General features: G+C 38.7%; 19 protein-coding genes. All 19 read left to right on the top strand.

Going from position 1 to position 16,893, the window contains the following annotated elements; translation table 11 throughout:
• Positions 1 to 10 precede the first annotated feature (10 nt).
• The 19 genes from fabD (at position 11) to sucD (ending at position 16,883) form a co-directional block, all read left to right on the top strand.
• Positions 11 to 958, top strand: coding sequence for an ACP S-malonyltransferase (fabD, locus tag CHI06_RS06880; protein ID WP_095247686.1), 948 nt, complete (start codon positions 11 to 13; stop codon positions 956 to 958).
• On the top strand, positions 955 to 1,698 hold the full coding sequence (fabG, locus tag CHI06_RS06875) for a 3-oxoacyl-[acyl-carrier-protein] reductase (RefSeq protein ID WP_095247685.1): 744 nt from the start codon (positions 955 to 957) through the stop codon (positions 1,696 to 1,698). The genes fabD and fabG overlap by 4 nt, the downstream gene beginning before the upstream one ends.
• Positions 1,699 to 1,767: 69 nt before the next feature.
• Positions 1,768 to 2,001: an acyl carrier protein gene (locus CHI06_RS06870; RefSeq protein WP_095247684.1), complete on the top strand. Its 234-nt coding sequence runs from the start codon at positions 1,768 to 1,770 to the stop codon at positions 1,999 to 2,001.
• A 166-nt stretch (positions 2,002 to 2,167) separates the two neighbouring features.
• On the top strand, positions 2,168 to 2,911 hold the full coding sequence (rnc, locus tag CHI06_RS06865) for a ribonuclease III (RefSeq protein WP_095247683.1): 744 nt from the start codon (positions 2,168 to 2,170) through the stop codon (positions 2,909 to 2,911).
• A 54-nt stretch (positions 2,912 to 2,965) separates the two neighbouring features.
• Positions 2,966 to 6,532 carry a chromosome segregation protein SMC gene (gene smc / locus CHI06_RS06860; protein ID WP_095247682.1) on the top strand — a complete coding sequence of 1,189 codons (3,567 nt, stop codon included), beginning with the start codon at positions 2,966 to 2,968 and terminating at the stop codon, positions 6,530 to 6,532.
• Positions 6,533 to 6,551: 19 nt separating this feature from the next.
• Complete coding sequence (ftsY, locus tag CHI06_RS06855) at positions 6,552 to 7,541, top strand: signal recognition particle-docking protein FtsY (RefSeq protein ID WP_095247681.1); 990 nt, start codon at positions 6,552 to 6,554, stop codon at positions 7,539 to 7,541.
• Positions 7,542 to 7,626: 85 nt separating this feature from the next.
• The gene (locus CHI06_RS06850) at positions 7,627 to 7,959 is read left to right on the top strand and encodes a putative DNA-binding protein (protein ID WP_095247680.1); all 333 of its coding nucleotides are present in this window, start codon (positions 7,627 to 7,629) and stop codon (positions 7,957 to 7,959) included.
• Positions 7,960 to 7,971: 12 nt separating this feature from the next.
• The gene (gene ffh / locus CHI06_RS06845) at positions 7,972 to 9,324 is read left to right on the top strand and encodes a signal recognition particle protein (protein ID WP_095247679.1); all 1,353 of its coding nucleotides are present in this window, start codon (positions 7,972 to 7,974) and stop codon (positions 9,322 to 9,324) included.
• 108 nt (positions 9,325 to 9,432) lie between these two features.
• Positions 9,433 to 9,705: a 30S ribosomal protein S16 gene (gene rpsP, locus CHI06_RS06840; protein WP_095247678.1), complete on the top strand. Its 273-nt coding sequence runs from the start codon at positions 9,433 to 9,435 to the stop codon at positions 9,703 to 9,705.
• A 5-nt stretch (positions 9,706 to 9,710) separates the two neighbouring features.
• Complete coding sequence (locus CHI06_RS06835) at positions 9,711 to 9,941, top strand: KH domain-containing protein (RefSeq protein WP_095247677.1); 231 nt, start codon at positions 9,711 to 9,713, stop codon at positions 9,939 to 9,941.
• Between the two features lie 86 nt (positions 9,942 to 10,027).
• Positions 10,028 to 10,414 (top strand): YlqD family protein, encoded by a 387-nt coding sequence (locus CHI06_RS06830; RefSeq protein WP_095247676.1) that lies wholly within the window; start codon positions 10,028 to 10,030, stop codon positions 10,412 to 10,414.
• A gap of 14 nt (positions 10,415 to 10,428) precedes the next feature.
• Positions 10,429 to 10,947, top strand: a complete 519-nt coding sequence (gene rimM / locus CHI06_RS06825) for a ribosome maturation factor RimM (protein ID WP_095247675.1) — start codon at positions 10,429 to 10,431, stop codon at positions 10,945 to 10,947.
• Positions 10,947 to 11,687: a tRNA (guanosine(37)-N1)-methyltransferase TrmD gene (gene trmD, locus CHI06_RS06820; protein WP_179292551.1), complete on the top strand. Its 741-nt coding sequence runs from the start codon at positions 10,947 to 10,949 to the stop codon at positions 11,685 to 11,687. Before rimM ends, trmD begins: the two co-directional genes overlap by 1 nt.
• Positions 11,688 to 11,834: 147 nt before the next feature.
• Positions 11,835 to 12,179 (top strand): 50S ribosomal protein L19, encoded by a 345-nt coding sequence (rplS, locus tag CHI06_RS06815; protein WP_095247673.1) that lies wholly within the window; start codon positions 11,835 to 11,837, stop codon positions 12,177 to 12,179.
• Between the two features lie 81 nt (positions 12,180 to 12,260).
• Complete coding sequence (gene lepB / locus CHI06_RS06810; protein WP_095247672.1) at positions 12,261 to 12,812, top strand: signal peptidase I; 552 nt, start codon at positions 12,261 to 12,263, stop codon at positions 12,810 to 12,812.
• A gap of 18 nt (positions 12,813 to 12,830) precedes the next feature.
• Positions 12,831 to 13,706 carry a ribosome biogenesis GTPase YlqF gene (gene ylqF / locus CHI06_RS06805; protein WP_095247671.1) on the top strand — a complete coding sequence of 292 codons (876 nt, stop codon included), beginning with the start codon at positions 12,831 to 12,833 and terminating at the stop codon, positions 13,704 to 13,706.
• A 93-nt stretch (positions 13,707 to 13,799) separates the two neighbouring features.
• Positions 13,800 to 14,576, top strand: coding sequence for a ribonuclease HII (locus tag CHI06_RS06800; protein ID WP_095247670.1), 777 nt, complete (start codon positions 13,800 to 13,802; stop codon positions 14,574 to 14,576).
• A gap of 220 nt (positions 14,577 to 14,796) precedes the next feature.
• The gene (gene sucC, locus CHI06_RS06795; protein WP_095247669.1) at positions 14,797 to 15,957 is read left to right on the top strand and encodes an ADP-forming succinate--CoA ligase subunit beta; all 1,161 of its coding nucleotides are present in this window, start codon (positions 14,797 to 14,799) and stop codon (positions 15,955 to 15,957) included.
• 23 nt (positions 15,958 to 15,980) lie between these two features.
• Positions 15,981 to 16,883, top strand: coding sequence for a succinate--CoA ligase subunit alpha (gene sucD / locus CHI06_RS06790; RefSeq protein ID WP_095247668.1), 903 nt, complete (start codon positions 15,981 to 15,983; stop codon positions 16,881 to 16,883).
• The last annotated feature ends 10 nt before the right edge of the window (positions 16,884 to 16,893 follow it).

The following is a 16,893-nucleotide window of genomic DNA, read 5'->3' as shown; positions in this document are numbered from 1 at the left end:
GGGTGCACATATGGGAAAAATAGCATTTGTATTTCCAGGGCAAGGCTCACAAATAGTTGGGATGGGACAGCAGCTTGCTGAGCAGTTTCCTGAGGTAATGCAATATTTTAAAAAAGCAGACGAAACACTCTCGGTTGATTTAAGTAAACTTATATTTGAGGGACCTCAAGAAGAATTGACCAAAACCGTGAATACACAGCCAGCCCTATTAACAACAAGTATGGCTATTCTAGAAAGATTTCAAAAATCTGCAATTAAGCCTGATTACGTAGCTGGACATAGTCTGGGTGAATATTCAGCCCTTGTAGCAGCTGGTGCACTAACCTTTGAGGATGGCGTCTTTGCAGTGAGAAAAAGAGGAGAATTTATGGAGGGTGCAGTTCCAAATGGTGAAGGTTCGATGGCCGCTATTTTAGGACTTGCCCGTGAACCTCTTTCAGAAGTAACAGCTGAAGTAAGTGACTCTGGCTTCCCAGTTTCTCTGGCGAACTTGAATTGTCCAGGTCAAATTGTTATCTCAGGATCTCGAAAGGGTGTTGAGCTTGCAGGGGTAAAAGCGAAAGAAGCCGGTGCAAAAAGAGCGATTCCCTTGGAAGTCAGCGGTCCATTTCATTCTTCATTAATGAAACCTGCTGCTGGAGAATTGCGAGATGTTTTAGATGGTCTTGATATGAAGGATGCGCATGTTCCTGTGATTGCGAATGTTTCAGCAAATCCAATGACTTCAGCATCAGAAATTAAGAAAAATTTAATTGAGCAGCTATACTCACCTGTGTTATGGGAAGATTCTGTTGTGAAAATGATTGATTTAGGTGTTGATACATTTATTGAAATTGGTCCTGGGAAAGTACTTTCAGGGTTAATTAAAAAGATCAACCGCAGTGTTAAAACGTACTCGATATCTGATGAGGAAAGCTGTCAATCTGTAATCGAGGCATTGAAGGAGGAAAATCTATGACTTTAGCAGGCAAAGTTGCCTTAGTAACGGGGGCATCCAGAGGAATAGGAAGAGAAATTGCCCTCGAGCTTGCAAGACAGGGAGCAAATGTCGCAGTCAACTATGCTGGCAGTGAAGGAAAAGCGAATGAAGTGGTAGATGAAATAAAAGCCATTGGGAGAGAAGCATTTGCGATTAAATGTGATGTATCCAATAGTGAAGAAGTGTCCACTATGGTTAAAGAGACAGTAGATCGATTTGGTAAATTGGATATACTTGTTAATAATGCGGGTATTACAAAAGATAATTTACTAATGAGAATGAAAGAAGACGAGTGGGATGATGTGATTAACATCAATCTTAAAGGCGTTTTTCTTTGTACAAAAGGCGTTACCCGCCAAATGATGAAGCAGCGTGTGGGACGTATCATTAATATCACTTCAGTTGTTGGTGTAAGTGGTAATCCAGGACAAGCTAACTATGTGTCAGCAAAAGCCGGTGTGATTGGCTTAACGAAAACTACTGCGAAAGAGCTTGCCTCCCGTAATATTACCGTTAATGCTATTGCGCCAGGATTTATCACCACCGATATGACCGATAAATTAACGGAAGAAGTCAAAGTAGAAATGTTAAAACAAATTCCATTAGCCCGTTTAGGAGAACCTAAGGACATTGCGAAAATGACAGCTTTCCTAGCTTCTGAGGAAGCATCCTATATAACAGGTCAAACGATTCATGTAAATGGCGGAATGGTGATGTAAAATTATTTTTTAATACGTTTATTATTTTATTGAAATACTCTATAATAGCTTGAGGGGAGGTGAACTACAATGGCAGAGGTATTAGAACGTGTTACAAAAATCATCGTTGACCGTTTAGGTGTAGATGAATCACAAGTTAAGCTTGAAGCTTCATTCAAAGATGATCTTGGTGCTGATTCCCTTGACGTAGTTGAACTAGTTATGGAATTAGAAGATGAGTTTGATATGGAAATTTCTGACGATGATGCTGAAAAAATCAGCACAGTTGGTGATGCTGTTACTTACATAAATAGTAAGAATTAATTCGTTGGATTTCTTTCAAAAGCTCCGTTTTCAAACGGAGCTTCTTTCTGTATTATAGAACTTGGTAGTTCCTGAAATTACTGCCAAGTTTCTTTGCGTTTTGACTGGAGATTACTTAAACTATTGATAGGTATGTGTGTAAAAAATATGCAAGGTGGAGACTTTAATGCGCAGAAAAGGTAAGGAAAAAGAAATGAACAATCGCGCAAAAGAAAATCAATTTAAGGATTTTCAGGACAAGATCGGTATTCATTTTGAAAATGAAAAGCTTTTAAAACAAGCTTTTACTCATTCATCCTATGTGAATGAGCATCGCAGAAAGCCTTATGAAGATAACGAGAGGCTTGAATTTTTAGGTGACGCTGTACTAGAACTCACTGTGTCGAAATTCCTGTTCCAGAAATATCCAATGATGAGTGAAGGGGAGCTAACAAAGCTCCGTGCAGCTATCGTATGTGAGCCTTCGCTAGTAATCTTGGCAAACGAACTTTGCTTCGGCAAATTAATTTTGTTGGGAAAAGGAGAAGAAATGACTGGGGGAAGGGAACGTCCTGCACTATTAGCTGATGTATTTGAAGCATTTATTGGTGCGTTATACCTGGATAAGGGACTTGAGGTAGTAATTGAATTTCTAGACAAAGTGGTTTTCCCTAAAATTAATGAGGGTGCTTTTTCTCATGTGATGGATTTTAAGAGCCAGCTTCAGGAATTAATCCAGAGAGATGGGACAGGTGTGATTGAATATAAAGTATTAATTGAAAAAGGTCCTGCCCACAGTAAAGAATTTGTTTCAAGAGTTTCGTTAAATGGTGAAGAATTAGGTATCGGTACAGGTAAATCAAAAAAAGAAGCAGAACAGCATGCCGCCCAAATGGCGTTGGAGGTTTTGAAGCAAAAACATCATAGTTAAACAACATAAGAATGCTAAGGAAGATTCCGGCCAAGCTTTAGGGAGGATAAGGATATGTTTTTAAAACGGTTGGACATCATTGGCTTTAAATCTTTTGCAGATCGTATTGGGGTGGACTTTGTTCAAGGAGTCACTGCTGTAGTTGGTCCAAACGGAAGTGGGAAAAGTAATATAACAGATGCAATTCGCTGGGTATTGGGTGAGCAATCTGCTAAATCACTTAGAGGCTCTAAAATGGAAGATATCATTTTTGCGGGAAGCGATACAAGAAAGCCGTTAAATTATGCGGAAGTGACCCTTACTCTTGATAATCAAGACGAAGGATTATCGATTGATTACAACGAAGTGAGTGTAACAAGGAGGGTCACCCGTTCTGGGGATAGTGAATATTTAATTAATAAACAACCTTGCAGATTAAAGGATATCGTTGATTTGTTTATGGACTCGGGTCTTGGCAGAGAAGCGTTCTCGATTATCAGCCAAGGGAAGGTAGAAGAAATTCTCAACAGTAAGGCTGAGGACCGAAGAACGATCTTTGAAGAAGCTGCAGGTGTTTTAAAATATAAAAATCGTAAGAAAAAAGCAGAATCTAAACTAATAGAAACACAGGATAATTTGAATCGAGTTAATGATATCCTACACGAACTTGAAGGACAAGTTGAACCATTAAAGATACAGGCTTCAATGGCAAAGGATTACTTAGAGAAAAAAGAAGAGCTTGAAAAAATTGAAGTAGCCTTAACGGTTTACGATATTGAAGATTTACATCAAAAGTGGACTACGTTTACAACTCAGCTAGAAGAACACCAGCAAGAAGAAATTAGGCTTTCGTCCAAGTTACAAATAAAGGAAGCAAAAATAGAAGAAACAAGGAATCAAATAGCTGCGCTTGATGAGTCAATTACTGATTTGCAAAATGTTCTCCTCCATGCTAGTGAAGAATTAGAAAAACTAGAAGGCAGGAAAGAGGTATTAAAAGAACGTAAGAAAAATGCCTCTCAAAATAGAGCTCAGCTTGAAAAAAGTATTTCTGAACTTACGGATAAAATCTTTCAATTAAAAAGTAATAGAGATATACAGGATGAACTAGTTAAAAAGCTGACACAACAAGTGAATTTTCTTCAAAATCAGTTAAAAGAAAAACAGGAAAAATTAGCTTTATTCACGGAAAATATTGATGAAAAAATTGAATCCTTAAAAAGTGAATATATTGAACTTTTAAATGACCAAGCTGGAGCGAAAAACGAGCTAAAATACATTGACCAGCAGCTTGACCAGCAGGAAATAAAGAGCAATCGCCTTGACTCTGAAAATGTCAAATTCATTGAGGAAAGACAACTTGCTCAAACGAAGAGGTTACAAATTCAATCAGCACTAGATGAAGTACAAAGCAAACTATCAAATCAAGTTACGAGTTTCAGGGAGAAGCAACGGAAACTTGAAAATGCTCAAAACAATTATCAGAAGCAGGAAAAGACCTTGTATCAAGCCTATCAAATTCTTCAACAGGCAAAATCACGGAAAGAAATGCTTGAGGAGATGGAAGAAGATTATTCAGGTTTCTTTCAAGGGGTAAAAGAAGTACTAAAAGCCCGAGGGAATAAGCTTCAAGGGATTGAAGGAGCTGTAGCTGAGCTAGTAAAAGTGCCAAAAGAATATGAGACTGCACTTGAAACAGCATTAGGCGGGGCTTTGCAGCATATCGTCGTTGATACGGAACAAAATGCCCGTATGGCTATTACTTTCTTAAAACAAAATTCATTCGGCAGGGCTACTTTTTTACCATTAAGCGTTATAAAGGGCAGAGTGTTGTCGTCCTCACAACTACACTCTATTCAAAACCATCCTTCATTAGTGGGAAGCGCGGTCGATTTAGTAAGCTTCGATCCAAAATATACAGAGGTTATCAGTAATCTTTTAGGTAATGTTGTCATTACGAAAGATTTAAAGGGTGCGAACGAACTGGCCAAAATCCTCCAATATCGGTGTCGACTAGTGACATTAGAGGGAGATATTGTCAACCCCGGCGGCTCAATGACTGGCGGGGCACAAAAGCAAAAAACCAGCTCATTATTGACAAGAAAAGGTGAGCTTGAAGAGTTGAAAGTAAAGCTTATCGTAATGACAGATAAAACCTCTAGTTTAGAAAACCTTGTTAAGTCTTTAAAACATGATATTAAATCACATGAACAAGAGCTAGAGTCCATGCGAAAGTTTGGAGAAGAATTAAGACAAGAGGAACAGACGTTAAAGGGTGATCAAAGGGAAGCTGATTTCGAGGCAAAGAATATTAATAATCGCTTGGCGATGTATGATCTTGAAAAAGGCCAATTTACAGAGGAACAGAAAACCTTAAACAAACGTAAAAGTGATCTCTATGAAGAAATGACTAGCTTTAAAAGTAAGATAGAAATTTTAGATAAACAAATTACAAAACTAACAGAACAAAAAACAAATGATATCTCTTCGAAAGAAACACTAACAAAGGAAATAACTGATTTAAAGGTCGAGTATGCAGCTAAGAATGAGCAATTTGTAAATACAAAAGAACGATTAGCTTTGATAGTCGAAGATTTAAACGAAAGTGAAGAAAGGCTGGCTCTTTATACAGAGGATTTAATGCTGCTAACCTCCGAGATGGAAGGCAGTTCTTCCGGGGAAGAACAGCTGGAAGCTGCCGCAAAACGGAAACAGCAGGATAAGGAACAAACGATTGCCCTTATTTCTTCAAAAAGGCAGGACCGTCTCCAGTTGCTTTCAGCCCTAGAAGATGCTGAGCTCGAAGCAAAGGAAATTAAGAGACTTCATAAGGGTATGGTTGAAGTTTTAAAAGATGAAGAAGTAAAGCTTAATCGTTTAGACGTTGAACTTGAAAACAAACTGGCACATCTAAGAGAAGAATATTTACTTTCCTTTGAGGGTGCAAAGGAACAATATCCACTAATACTGCCAGTAGATGAAGCTAGAAAAAAAGTAAAGCTGATAAAACTGGCGATTGATGAACTCGGCAGTGTGAATATTGGTGCCATTGAAGAATACGAGAGAGTTTCGGAACGATATGAATTTTTGAATGAACAAAAGAACGACCTTCAAGAGGCGAAGGATACGCTCTATCAGGTTATTGACGAAATGGATATAGAAATGAAAAAACGTTTTGAGCAGACCTTTACTGGAATTCGAGAGCATTTTGAACCTGTGTTCCGCGCATTATTTGGCGGCGGAAGAGCGGACTTGAAACTTACACAGCCGGAGGATTTATTAAATACGGGAGTAGAAATTGTTGCACAGCCGCCTGGTAAAAAACTGCAAAATCTTGGATTATTATCTGGCGGGGAGAGAGCATTAACAGCGATTGCTCTGCTATTTTCGATTTTAAAAGTGCGCCCAGTTCCATTTTGTATCCTAGACGAGGTTGAAGCAGCCCTTGATGAAGCAAACGTTTTTCGATTCAGTCAATATTTAAAGAGTTTTAGTGCAGAAACTCAGTTTATTGTCATCACTCACAGAAAAGGAACAATGGAAGAAGCAGATGTTCTATACGGTGTAACCATGCAGGAATCAGGTGTCTCAAAGCTTGTTTCTGTCCGACTTGAGGATACGAAGGAACTTGTTGAAACTTAAAGGATAGGAAGTGAAGATAGTGAGTTTTTTTAAAAAATTAAAAGACAAAATCACGAAACAAACGGAGAGTGTTACAGAGAAATTTAAAGATGGTCTTTCGAAAACAAGAAATAACTTCTCAGGAAAAGTAAATGACCTTGTTGCAAGGTACCGCAAAGTGGATGAAGATTTCTTCGAGGAATTAGAAGAAATCTTAATACAAGCAGATGTAGGCTTCGATACAGTCATGAAACTAATTGAAGAGTTGAAAATGGAAGTCAAACGCCAAAATATACAAGACCCAGGGGAAGTTCAAAGTGTTATTTCGGAGAAGTTAGTCGAAATTTACAATTCTGGTGAGGAGCAATCATCCAAATTGAATATTCAAGAGGATGGGCTTACTGTTATCTTATTTGTTGGTGTTAATGGTGTTGGAAAAACAACGACAATCGGAAAACTTGGTCATAAGTTTAAAAGTGAAGGGAAATCAGTTCTATTAGCCGCTGGTGATACTTTCCGTGCTGGTGCGATTGAACAGTTAGAGGTATGGGGAGAAAGAGTCGGCGTTGACGTTATTAAACAGGCAGAAGGTTCTGATCCGGCTGCGGTAATGTTTGATGCGATTAAGGCTGCTAAGTCAAGGAAAGTGGATATTTTAATTTGTGATACAGCTGGACGATTACAAAATAAAGTTAACCTGATGAAGGAACTTGAAAAGGTCAAACGGGTAATCGAACGGGAGGTACCAGGTGCACCACACGAAGTCCTGCTTGTTTTAGATGCAACCACAGGTCAAAATGCACTCATTCAGGCAAAAACCTTTAAAGAGGTAACGAATGTGAGCGGGATTGTTCTTTCAAAGTTGGATGGGACAGCAAAGGGCGGTATTGTATTAGCCATTCGAAATGAATTGAAGATTCCTGTAAAGTACGTGGGCCTTGGTGAAAAAATGGATGATCTTCAGGAATTTAACGCAGAGCAATACGTTTATGGTTTATTCGCTGATCAAGTGGATAATGCTGTAAATTGATGTAAAGATATTTTCTTGACAGACTGTATATGTCTGTGTAAACTACATTTGTAAAGGCTTTTCACTTAACAAGGGAGGTATACGCATGCTTGAAAAAACAACGCGAATGAATTATCTCTACGATTTCTATTATTCGTTGTTAACACCAAAGCAGCAAAGCTATATGTCTCTCTATTATTTAGATGATTACTCACTTGGAGAAATCGCTGAAGAGTACGATGTAAGCCGTCAGGCCGTCTATGATAACATCAAACGTACGGAAGCTATGCTTGAGGAGTATGAAGAAAAGCTATTACTATTTCAAAAATTTCAAGAGCGCAGCAAGTTATTAAGGCATGTAAAAGAAGTGCTTAACGAAGAACACCCTTCAAAGCAGGCAATGATGGAAATGGTTGCCGAGCTTGAAAAATTAGATTAGGAGGCGGCATGAATGGCGTTTGAAGGATTAGCCGACCGACTGCAGAATACGATTCAAAAAATCCGTGGAAAAGGTAAGGTTACTGAAGCGGATGTAAAAGAAATGATGCGTGAAGTCCGCCTTGCATTACTCGAGGCCGACGTTAATTTTAAGGTCGTAAAGGATTTTGTAAAAAAAGTCAGCGAACGTGCAGTAGGACAAGAAGTACTAAAAAGCTTAACACCAGGCCAGCAGATCATTAAAATCGTTAATGAAGAATTAACGGAGTTAATGGGTGGTGAACAAAGCAAAATTGCTGCCTCTAATCGTCCGCCAACTGTCATTATGATGGTAGGGCTTCAGGGTGCGGGTAAAACCACGACAACAGGAAAGCTTGCTAACCTGCTTCGTAAAAAGTACAACCGCAAGCCTCTCTTAGCAGCCGCTGATATTTACCGTCCTGCTGCCATAAAGCAACTTCAAACATTGGGAAAACAATTGGATATGCCTGTATTTTCTCTTGGCGATCAAGTAAGCCCGGTCGAAATTGCAAAGCAAGCCATTGCGAAAGCAAAAGAAGATCATAATGACTACGTCCTTATTGATACTGCTGGGCGTTTGCATGTCGATGAAGCATTAATGGGTGAACTGAAGGATATTAAAGAACTTACAAAGCCAGACGAAATTTTCCTTGTTGTTGATGCGATGACCGGTCAAGATGCCGTTAATGTAGCCCAAAGCTTTAATGAACAGCTTGGTTTGACTGGTGTAGTCTTAACGAAACTTGACGGTGACACACGTGGAGGAGCTGCGCTTTCGATTCGTGCTGTTACCCAAACACCGATTAAGTTTGTCGGTTTAGGTGAAAAAATGGACGCAATCGAACCCTTTCATCCCGAGCGGATGGCCTCAAGGATCCTCGGAATGGGTGACGTCTTAACGCTTATTGAAAAAGCGCAGGCGAATGTTGATGAGGAAAAAGCGAAAGAGCTTGAACAAAAGATGCGGACAGCGACTTTTACGCTTGATGACTTTTTGGAACAGCTTGGACAAGTCCGTAATTTAGGACCGCTTGATGAATTATTAAAAATGATGCCTGGTGCAAATAAAATTAAAGGTTTGAACAATGTTCAAATCGAAGAAAAACAAATTGCACATGTGGAAGCAATCATTAGGTCCATGACAAAAGCAGAAAAAGAACATCCTGAGATCTTGAATTCAAACCGTAAAAAGAGGATTGCCAAAGGGAGCGGCAGGACTGTTCCTGAGGTAAACCGCTTATTAAAACAGTTTGAGGACATGAAGAAGATGATGAAGCAAATGACTGGAATGCAGCAAAAAGGCAAGAAAAAAGGCGGATTTAAATTTCCTTTTAAACCGTTTTAAAGTTGAAAAAATTGGCAATACTACTGTAAAGAAAAAACACTTTACAAATGAATTAATAATTGATAATATACTATCTTGTGTGAAACTATTCGGAGGTGCTTATTTAAAATGGCAGTAAAAATTCGTTTAAAGCGTATGGGAGCTAAAAAGACTCCTTTTTATCGTATCGTAGCAGCAGATTCTCGTTCTCCTCGTGACGGACGTTACATTGAAGTTATTGGAACTTACAATCCAGTTGTTCAACCGGCAGCAATCCAAATCAACGAAGATTTGGCTCTTAAATGGTTACAAGACGGTGCAAAACCATCTGATACAGTTCGTAACCTTTTCTCAAACCAAGGCATCATGGAAAAATTCCATAATGCTAAGCATAGCAAGTAATTTCTATGAAGCAATTAATAGAAAGTATTGTTAAGCCCCTTGTTGATTTTCCAGAAGATGTTCAGGTTATTGTCAACGAAGAAGATCAACGAATCACTTTTCATCTTACTGTTAATAAGACAGATATGGGAAAGGTGATTGGAAAGCAAGGGCGTGTTGCAAAGGCCATTAGGACTGTTGTTTATGCAGCAGGATCATCACAACAAAAGAAAATTTTTCTAGAAATTGGTGAATAGCTTTTTGCATCTAGATGAAAGGGAGGATTTCAAATCCTCCCTTTTTTGCTATCATGAAAGTAGGAGCTTGAGGAGGAGTTAATTATATGCAACTTATTCGTACTGTTGTGGTGAAGCAAATATTAACGGAACACAGCAAACAAAAGCTGCTTGATAAATACTTTGCTGGCAAGCTGCAGATGCAAAAAGAATATGAGCAGCTTCAATTTGAGTTAAAAAAGTTAGAAAAAACCAAAAAGTATCAATCAAGCGCACTTAAAAGTCACTTTGAAAAAGAACTGCAAAAACGCCATGATAAAGAAAAGCTTTATGAGTTTCAAATTGAACAATTACATATGCTACCATTAGGAAGTGAATTGAAGCAAAAAGAAGTACAAGCCCTTGTTGATGTAAAGGTTGGAGACAATTGGGATGAAGTAATGGAGCAAACAACAATTATCATAAAAGACGGCATTATCGAGGAAATAAGATAGAGGTGACGAACAAGATGGAAAAATGGTTTAATGTTGGTAAAATCGTCAATACACACGGAATTAGAGGTGAAGTAAGGGTAATTTCTAAAACCGATTTCCCAGAGCAGCGCTACAAGGTGGGAAATATATTGTATTTGTTTATGCCTGGATCCAATAAGCCTATTGAATTAACGGTAAAAACCCATAGAAGTCATAAAAATTTTAATTTACTAACCTTTGAAGGTTTTGAAAATATCAACGAGGTTGAAAAATTTAGGGACGGAATCATTAAGGTGCCAGAATCCCAACTTGGAAATCTTGAAGATGATGAATATTATTACCATGAAATTATTGGATGTCTAGTGGCGACAACTAGTGGTGAGGAAATAGGTAAGGTTATTGAGATATTATCCCCCGGCGCTAACGACGTATGGGTAATTAAATCACCTACAGGCAAGGAAATATTGATTCCTTATATCGAGGATGTTGTGAAAAAAGTAGATGTGAAAGAAAAGGTTATCTTAATTGAACCAATGGAAGGTCTACTTTCATGATGAAAATAGATGTGCTGACGTTATTTCCTGAGATGTTTTCTGGTGTATTCGGGCATTCCATTTTACATAAGGCTGCTGAAAAAGCTGCCGTTCGCTATAATGTTGTCAATTTCCGTGAGTATGCTGATAATAAACATCAAACCGTAGACGATTATCCCTATGGCGGCGGAGCAGGTATGGTCTTAAAGCCGCAGCCTCTCTTTGATGCAGTTGCAGCATTAAAGGAACAAGCGGAAAGTAACACAACAAGAGTGATTCTACTTTGTCCTCAAGGAAAACGGTATGACCAGAAAATAGCAGAAGAATTAGCAAAAGAGAAACATCTTATTTTCGTATGCGGCCATTATGAGGGTTATGATGAAAGAATCCGTGAACATGTGGTAAGTGATGAAATCTCAATCGGTGATTATGTGTTAACTGGCGGAGAGCTTGGAGCAATGGTTGTGATTGATAGTGTTGTTCGTCTTTTACCAGAAGTCTTAGGAAATGAAGAGTCACATATGAAAGATTCTTTCAGCACGGGTCTTTTGGAGCATCCACACTATACAAGGCCATCTGACTTTCGTGGAATGAAGGTTCCGGAGGTCCTCCTCCAAGGAAATCATCGATTAATCGAAGAATGGCGAAACAAAGAAGCTTTACGACGAACATTCCTTAGGAGGCCTGACTTATTAGAAAAAATGGAATTAAATAAGGATCAGGAAAAATGGCTGAATGAAATAAAAAAAGAATACGAGTAGATATTGCATGAAGTTGTCTTTTATGTTAAGATACTTCTTGTGACTTGAGCTGAGTAACGTATTCAGTATGGTCTTATAAAGATGTTCCGCTGCAATGGAAAAGGATAGTAGATGTGCATGAGCGTCTGTTGGAAGGAGATGAAAACGATGCAACATTTGATTGAAGAAATCACAAAAGAACAACTTCGTTCTGATTTACCTGCGTTTCGTCCTGGTGATACCGTACGTGTACACGTTAAGGTTGTCGAGGGTACTCGTGAGCGTATTCAGTTATTCGAAGGTGTAGTGATTAAGCGTCGTGGTGGTGGCATTAGCGAAACTTTCACAGTTCGTAAGGTATCTTACGGAGTAGGCGTTGAGCGTACTTTCCCTGTACACACACCTAAAATTGCGAAGCTTGAAGTATTGCGCCGCGGTAAAGTTCGCCGTGCTAAGCTATACTACTTACGTAAGCTACGTGGTAAAAAAGCTCGTATTAAAGAAATTCGATAATAAAGAAAGAGCTTGCTTTGCAAGCTCTTTTTTCGTACTTATCTTATCAAACATTTTTATGTGATTGGTGGGGAACAAAAGATGATTAAAAAGAAAAATGAACTTTGGGAATGGACGAAGGCGCTTTTAATTGCGGTTGTATTGGCAGCTGTCATTCGTTACTTTCTTTTTGCACCAATTGTAGTAGACGGGCTATCGATGATGCCCACACTGCAGCACCAAGACCGTATGATAGTGAACAAGCTAAGCTATAATATAGGTGAGCCAAAACGGTTTGATATTATCGTCTTTCATGCGCCTGAACAGAAGGATTATATAAAAAGAGTCATTGGGCTTCCAGGTGACCGTATCGAATATAAAAATGATACTTTATATGTTAATGGAAAAGCGTTCGAAGAACCATATTTGGATGAGTATAAGAAAAAAGTCGAAGGACCTTTAACAGATCCTTTTACGCTTGAAGAAACTCCTGCAGGTGTAGAAACAGTACCAGAAGGTGAATTGTTCGTTATGGGGGATAACCGTCGTTTCAGTAAAGACAGCAGGCATATTGGAACCATCTCATTGGACAAAATAATCGGTAAAACAAGTATTGTTTACTGGCCATTAAAAGATGCACACATCGTGAAATAGATTTAGGAGGTGGCTGCTTTGACAATCCAATGGTTTCCAGGCCATATGGCAAAGGCTCGAAGAGAAGTCACGGAAAAATTAAAACTAGTAGATATTATTTACGAATTGGTGGACGCAAGAATTCCATATTCGTCTCGCAATCCAATGATTGATGTAATTATTCAGCATAAACCAAGACTGGTCCTCTTAAATAAAGCCGATTTGGCAGATAAAGCAATTACCAAAGAATGGATTGCCTATTTTGCAGCAAGAGGAATAAAAGCAATAGCCATTAACTCTCAGGCTGGAGAAGGTATGAAGGATATTGTAAAGGCATCCCATGAAATCTTAAAGGAAAAGTTTGATCGTTTAAGAGCAAAGGGTGTTGTGAACCCTAGAGCCATTCGTGCCATGATTGTTGGAATCCCGAATGCAGGAAAATCAACTTTAATTAATCGACTAGCAAAGAAAAATATTGCAAAGACAGGAAATATGCCAGGTGTAACAAAAGCCCAACAGTGGATTAAAGTTGGAAAAGAGTTAGAGTTATTAGATACACCGGGAATTCTCTGGCCAAAGTTTGAAGACCAAGAGGTTGGTAAGAAGTTAGCTGTAACGGGAGCAATCAAAGACACTCTTCTGAATTTGCAGGACCTCGTTGTTTATTCAATTAAGTTTTTAGAAGAGCATTATCCAGAGAGACTTAAGGAACGCTATAAGCTTGAATCAGTCCCTGAAAATGTGGTAGAGATGTTTGACCAAATTGGTGAGCTTAGAGGCTGTCTCGGGACTGGTGGAGTCGTTGATTATGATAAAGTATCAGATTTAGTCATTAGAGAAATTAGATCTGAGAAATTTGGACCGCTGACTTTCGAAAGACCTAGCGATTTTGCTGATAAAATTGAAAATAAATAAGCAAATGAACTCTCCATGTGGTGAGTTTTTTTGTTTATTTTTGGTCATTGTAAATAAATACAGGAGAAGGTATTATTACAACGGGTGAAGAAAATGAAAGTACAGACAATAGCAGAAATAGAACAACAACTTAATGGCATAAAGGCTGAAAATGACCCTTTATTGCAAAAACTCAAACAGGATGAGCGTAAAGGTGTACAACATCTACTACATAAATGGTATAGGAAATTGGAACAGGAAAGACAACTTGAGGAAAAGTTTCTTGAAATGAATGTCTTTGAAAATAAATGGCGTGCACAGGGATATAAGTCTATTGCCGGTGTCGACGAAGTTGGCAGGGGACCTCTTGCAGGTCCAGTAGTAGCTGCGGCAGTTATTTTACCCAAGGATTTTTACTTACCAGGTATTGATGATTCCAAAAAGCTTTCAGAGAAAAAGCGGAATGAATATGATGAAATCATTAGACGAGAAGCAGTAGCTGTTAATGTCGCGATGATTGATGCACCTGAAGTTGATTCTATCAATATTTACGAGGCTACTAAGAAGGCAATGAAAGCTGCAATAGCTTCACTAGCTTCTAATCCAGAAGTTTTACTGGTCGATGCTATGAAGCTGGAAACACCTTATATAGTGGAGTCTATTATAAAAGGGGATGCAAAGAGCGTATCGATAGCGGCAGCTTCCATCGTAGCAAAAGTGGCAAGAGATTCTCTAATGATAAAATTATCAGCTGAATTTCCGGAATATGGCTTCGAGCGTAACATGGGGTATGGGACAAAAGAACATATCTTAGCGATTCAAAAGCATGGCCTTACTCCCTATCATCGGATGAGCTTTGCGCCAATTAAGGATATGTTAATAGGACAATAACAAAACAAGCTTCTATTGCTTGTTTTGCTATTGTTAAAAAGTAATTAGTTGTTTATATTTGGTTTCGTTTTATATGTAAGCGCTTTAATTGTAGGTTATGAGAATTCACAATATTATGAGGATGATAATTTTTTTACGCATAATGGTGGACAAGGTATCTGTCATTCTATAAAATGAAAACGGAGTCAATTTTTTGAAGAGTTTGATAGGAGGATGGGAAATGAATATCCATGAGTATCAGGGGAAAGAAATCCTCAGAAAATATGGGGTAAGTGTTCCTAATGGCAAAGTGGCATTCAGTGTTGAAGAAGCAGTGGAAGCCGCGAAGGAATTAGGTACACAAGTATGTGTAGTAAAAGCGCAAATTCATGCTGGCGGCAGGGGTAAAGCCGGCGGGGTAAAGGTTGCTAAAAACCTTGAAGAAGTGCGTACATATGCAAGCGAAATCCTTGGAAAAACGTTGGTTACACACCAAACAGGTCCTGAAGGCAAAGAAGTAAAGCGACTATTAATTGAAGAAGGCTGCGATATTAAAAAAGAATATTACATTGGCCTTGTCTTAGACCGTGCTACATCAAAAGTTGTGCTTATGGCTTCTGAAGAAGGCGGAACGGAAATTGAAGAAGTAGCAGAAAAAACTCCGGAGAAAATCTTCAAAGAAGAAATTGATCCGGTTGTTGGCTTAATGCCTTATCAGGCTCGCCGAATTGCATTCAATATCAACATTCCAAAAGAGCTTGTTAATCAAGCTGTTAAATTTATGATGGGCTTATACAGTGCCTATATTGAAAAGGATTGTTCAATTGCCGAAATCAACCCATTGGTTGTAACTGGAGATGGAAAAGTAATGGCATTAGATGCAAAGTTAAACTTTGACTCAAATGCTTTATATCGTCAAAAAGATGTACTTGAATACCGTGATCTTGAAGAAGAAGATCCAAAGGAAATCGAAGCATCTAAATATGATTTAAGCTATATTTCATTAGATGGAAATATCGGCTGTATGGTAAATGGCGCTGGTCTTGCAATGGCAACAATGGATATTGTTAAGCACTATGGCGGCGACCCGGCGAACTTCCTTGATGTTGGGGGCGGTGCAACAGCTGAGAAAGTTACAGAAGCATTCAAAATTATCCTTTCTGATCCAAACGTAAAAGGTATTTTTGTTAATATTTTTGGCGGAATTATGAAATGTGATGTTATTGCTGAGGGTGTTGTAGAAGCTGCTAAGCAGGTTCAACTAAGTGTACCTCTTGTTGTACGTTTAGAGGGAACAAACGTTGATTTAGGTAAGAAAATTCTTGCTGAATCTGGTTTAGCTATCACTCCTGCAGAATCAATGGCTGACGGTGCACAAAAAATCGTTTCACTTGTGAAATAGGATCGAAAGAAAGGGGAATTAACGTGAGCGTTTTTATTAATAAAGATACAAAAGTAATAGTTCAAGGGATTACAGGTTCAACTGCCCTTTTTCATACAAAACAAATGCTAGAATACGGTACACAAATTGTTGCTGGGACCACTCCTGGAAAAGGCGGCATGGAGGTTGAAGGAGTACCTGTTTATAATACAGTGAAAGAAGCTGTTGCTGCTACAGGCGCTACTGCTTCAGTTATCTATGTTCCAGCACCATTTGCAGCCGATGCCATTATCGAAGCGGTAGATGCGGAATTAGATTTAGCTATCTGTATTACTGAGCACATTCCAGTATTAGATATGGTTAAGGTTAAACGTTATATGGAAGGTAAGAAGACTCGCTTGGTTGGTCCTAACTGCCCAGGGGTTATTACTGCAGATGAATGTAAAATTGGTATCATGCCTGGTTACATCCATACAAAAGGTCATGTTGGGGTTGTTTCCCGCTCTGGAACATTAACATATGAAGCTGTTCATCAGTTAACTCAAGCAGGAATTGGGCAAACTACTGCTGTTGGAATCGGCGGAGACCCAGTTAATGGTACTAACTTCATCGATGTATTAAAAGCATTTAATGAAGACCCAGAAACTTATGCTGTTATCATGATTGGTGAAATTGGCGGTACAGCTGAGGAAGAAGCGGCTGAGTGGGTAAAGGCAAATATGACTAAACCTGTAGTCGGCTTCATCGGCGGCCGTACAGCTCCTCCTGGAAAGCGAATGGGCCATGCTGGTGCAATCATTTCAGGTGGTAAAGGTACAGCAGATGAAAAAATTCGTGTTATGAATGAATGCGGAATTAAAGTTGCTGACACACCATCTGTTATGGGTGAAACGTTAATTGAAGTTCTAAAAGAACAAGGTATATATGATAAGTGTATAACACACTAAAAATAGTAGA

This window comes from Bacillus sp. 7884-1 (genome assembly GCF_002272245.1).
In the GTDB taxonomy this organism is placed as follows: Bacteria; Bacillota; Bacilli; order Bacillales; family Cytobacillaceae; genus Neobacillus.
Note: the sequence above shows the minus strand (reverse complement) of the source record. Positions and strands in the feature narration are given on the sequence as shown.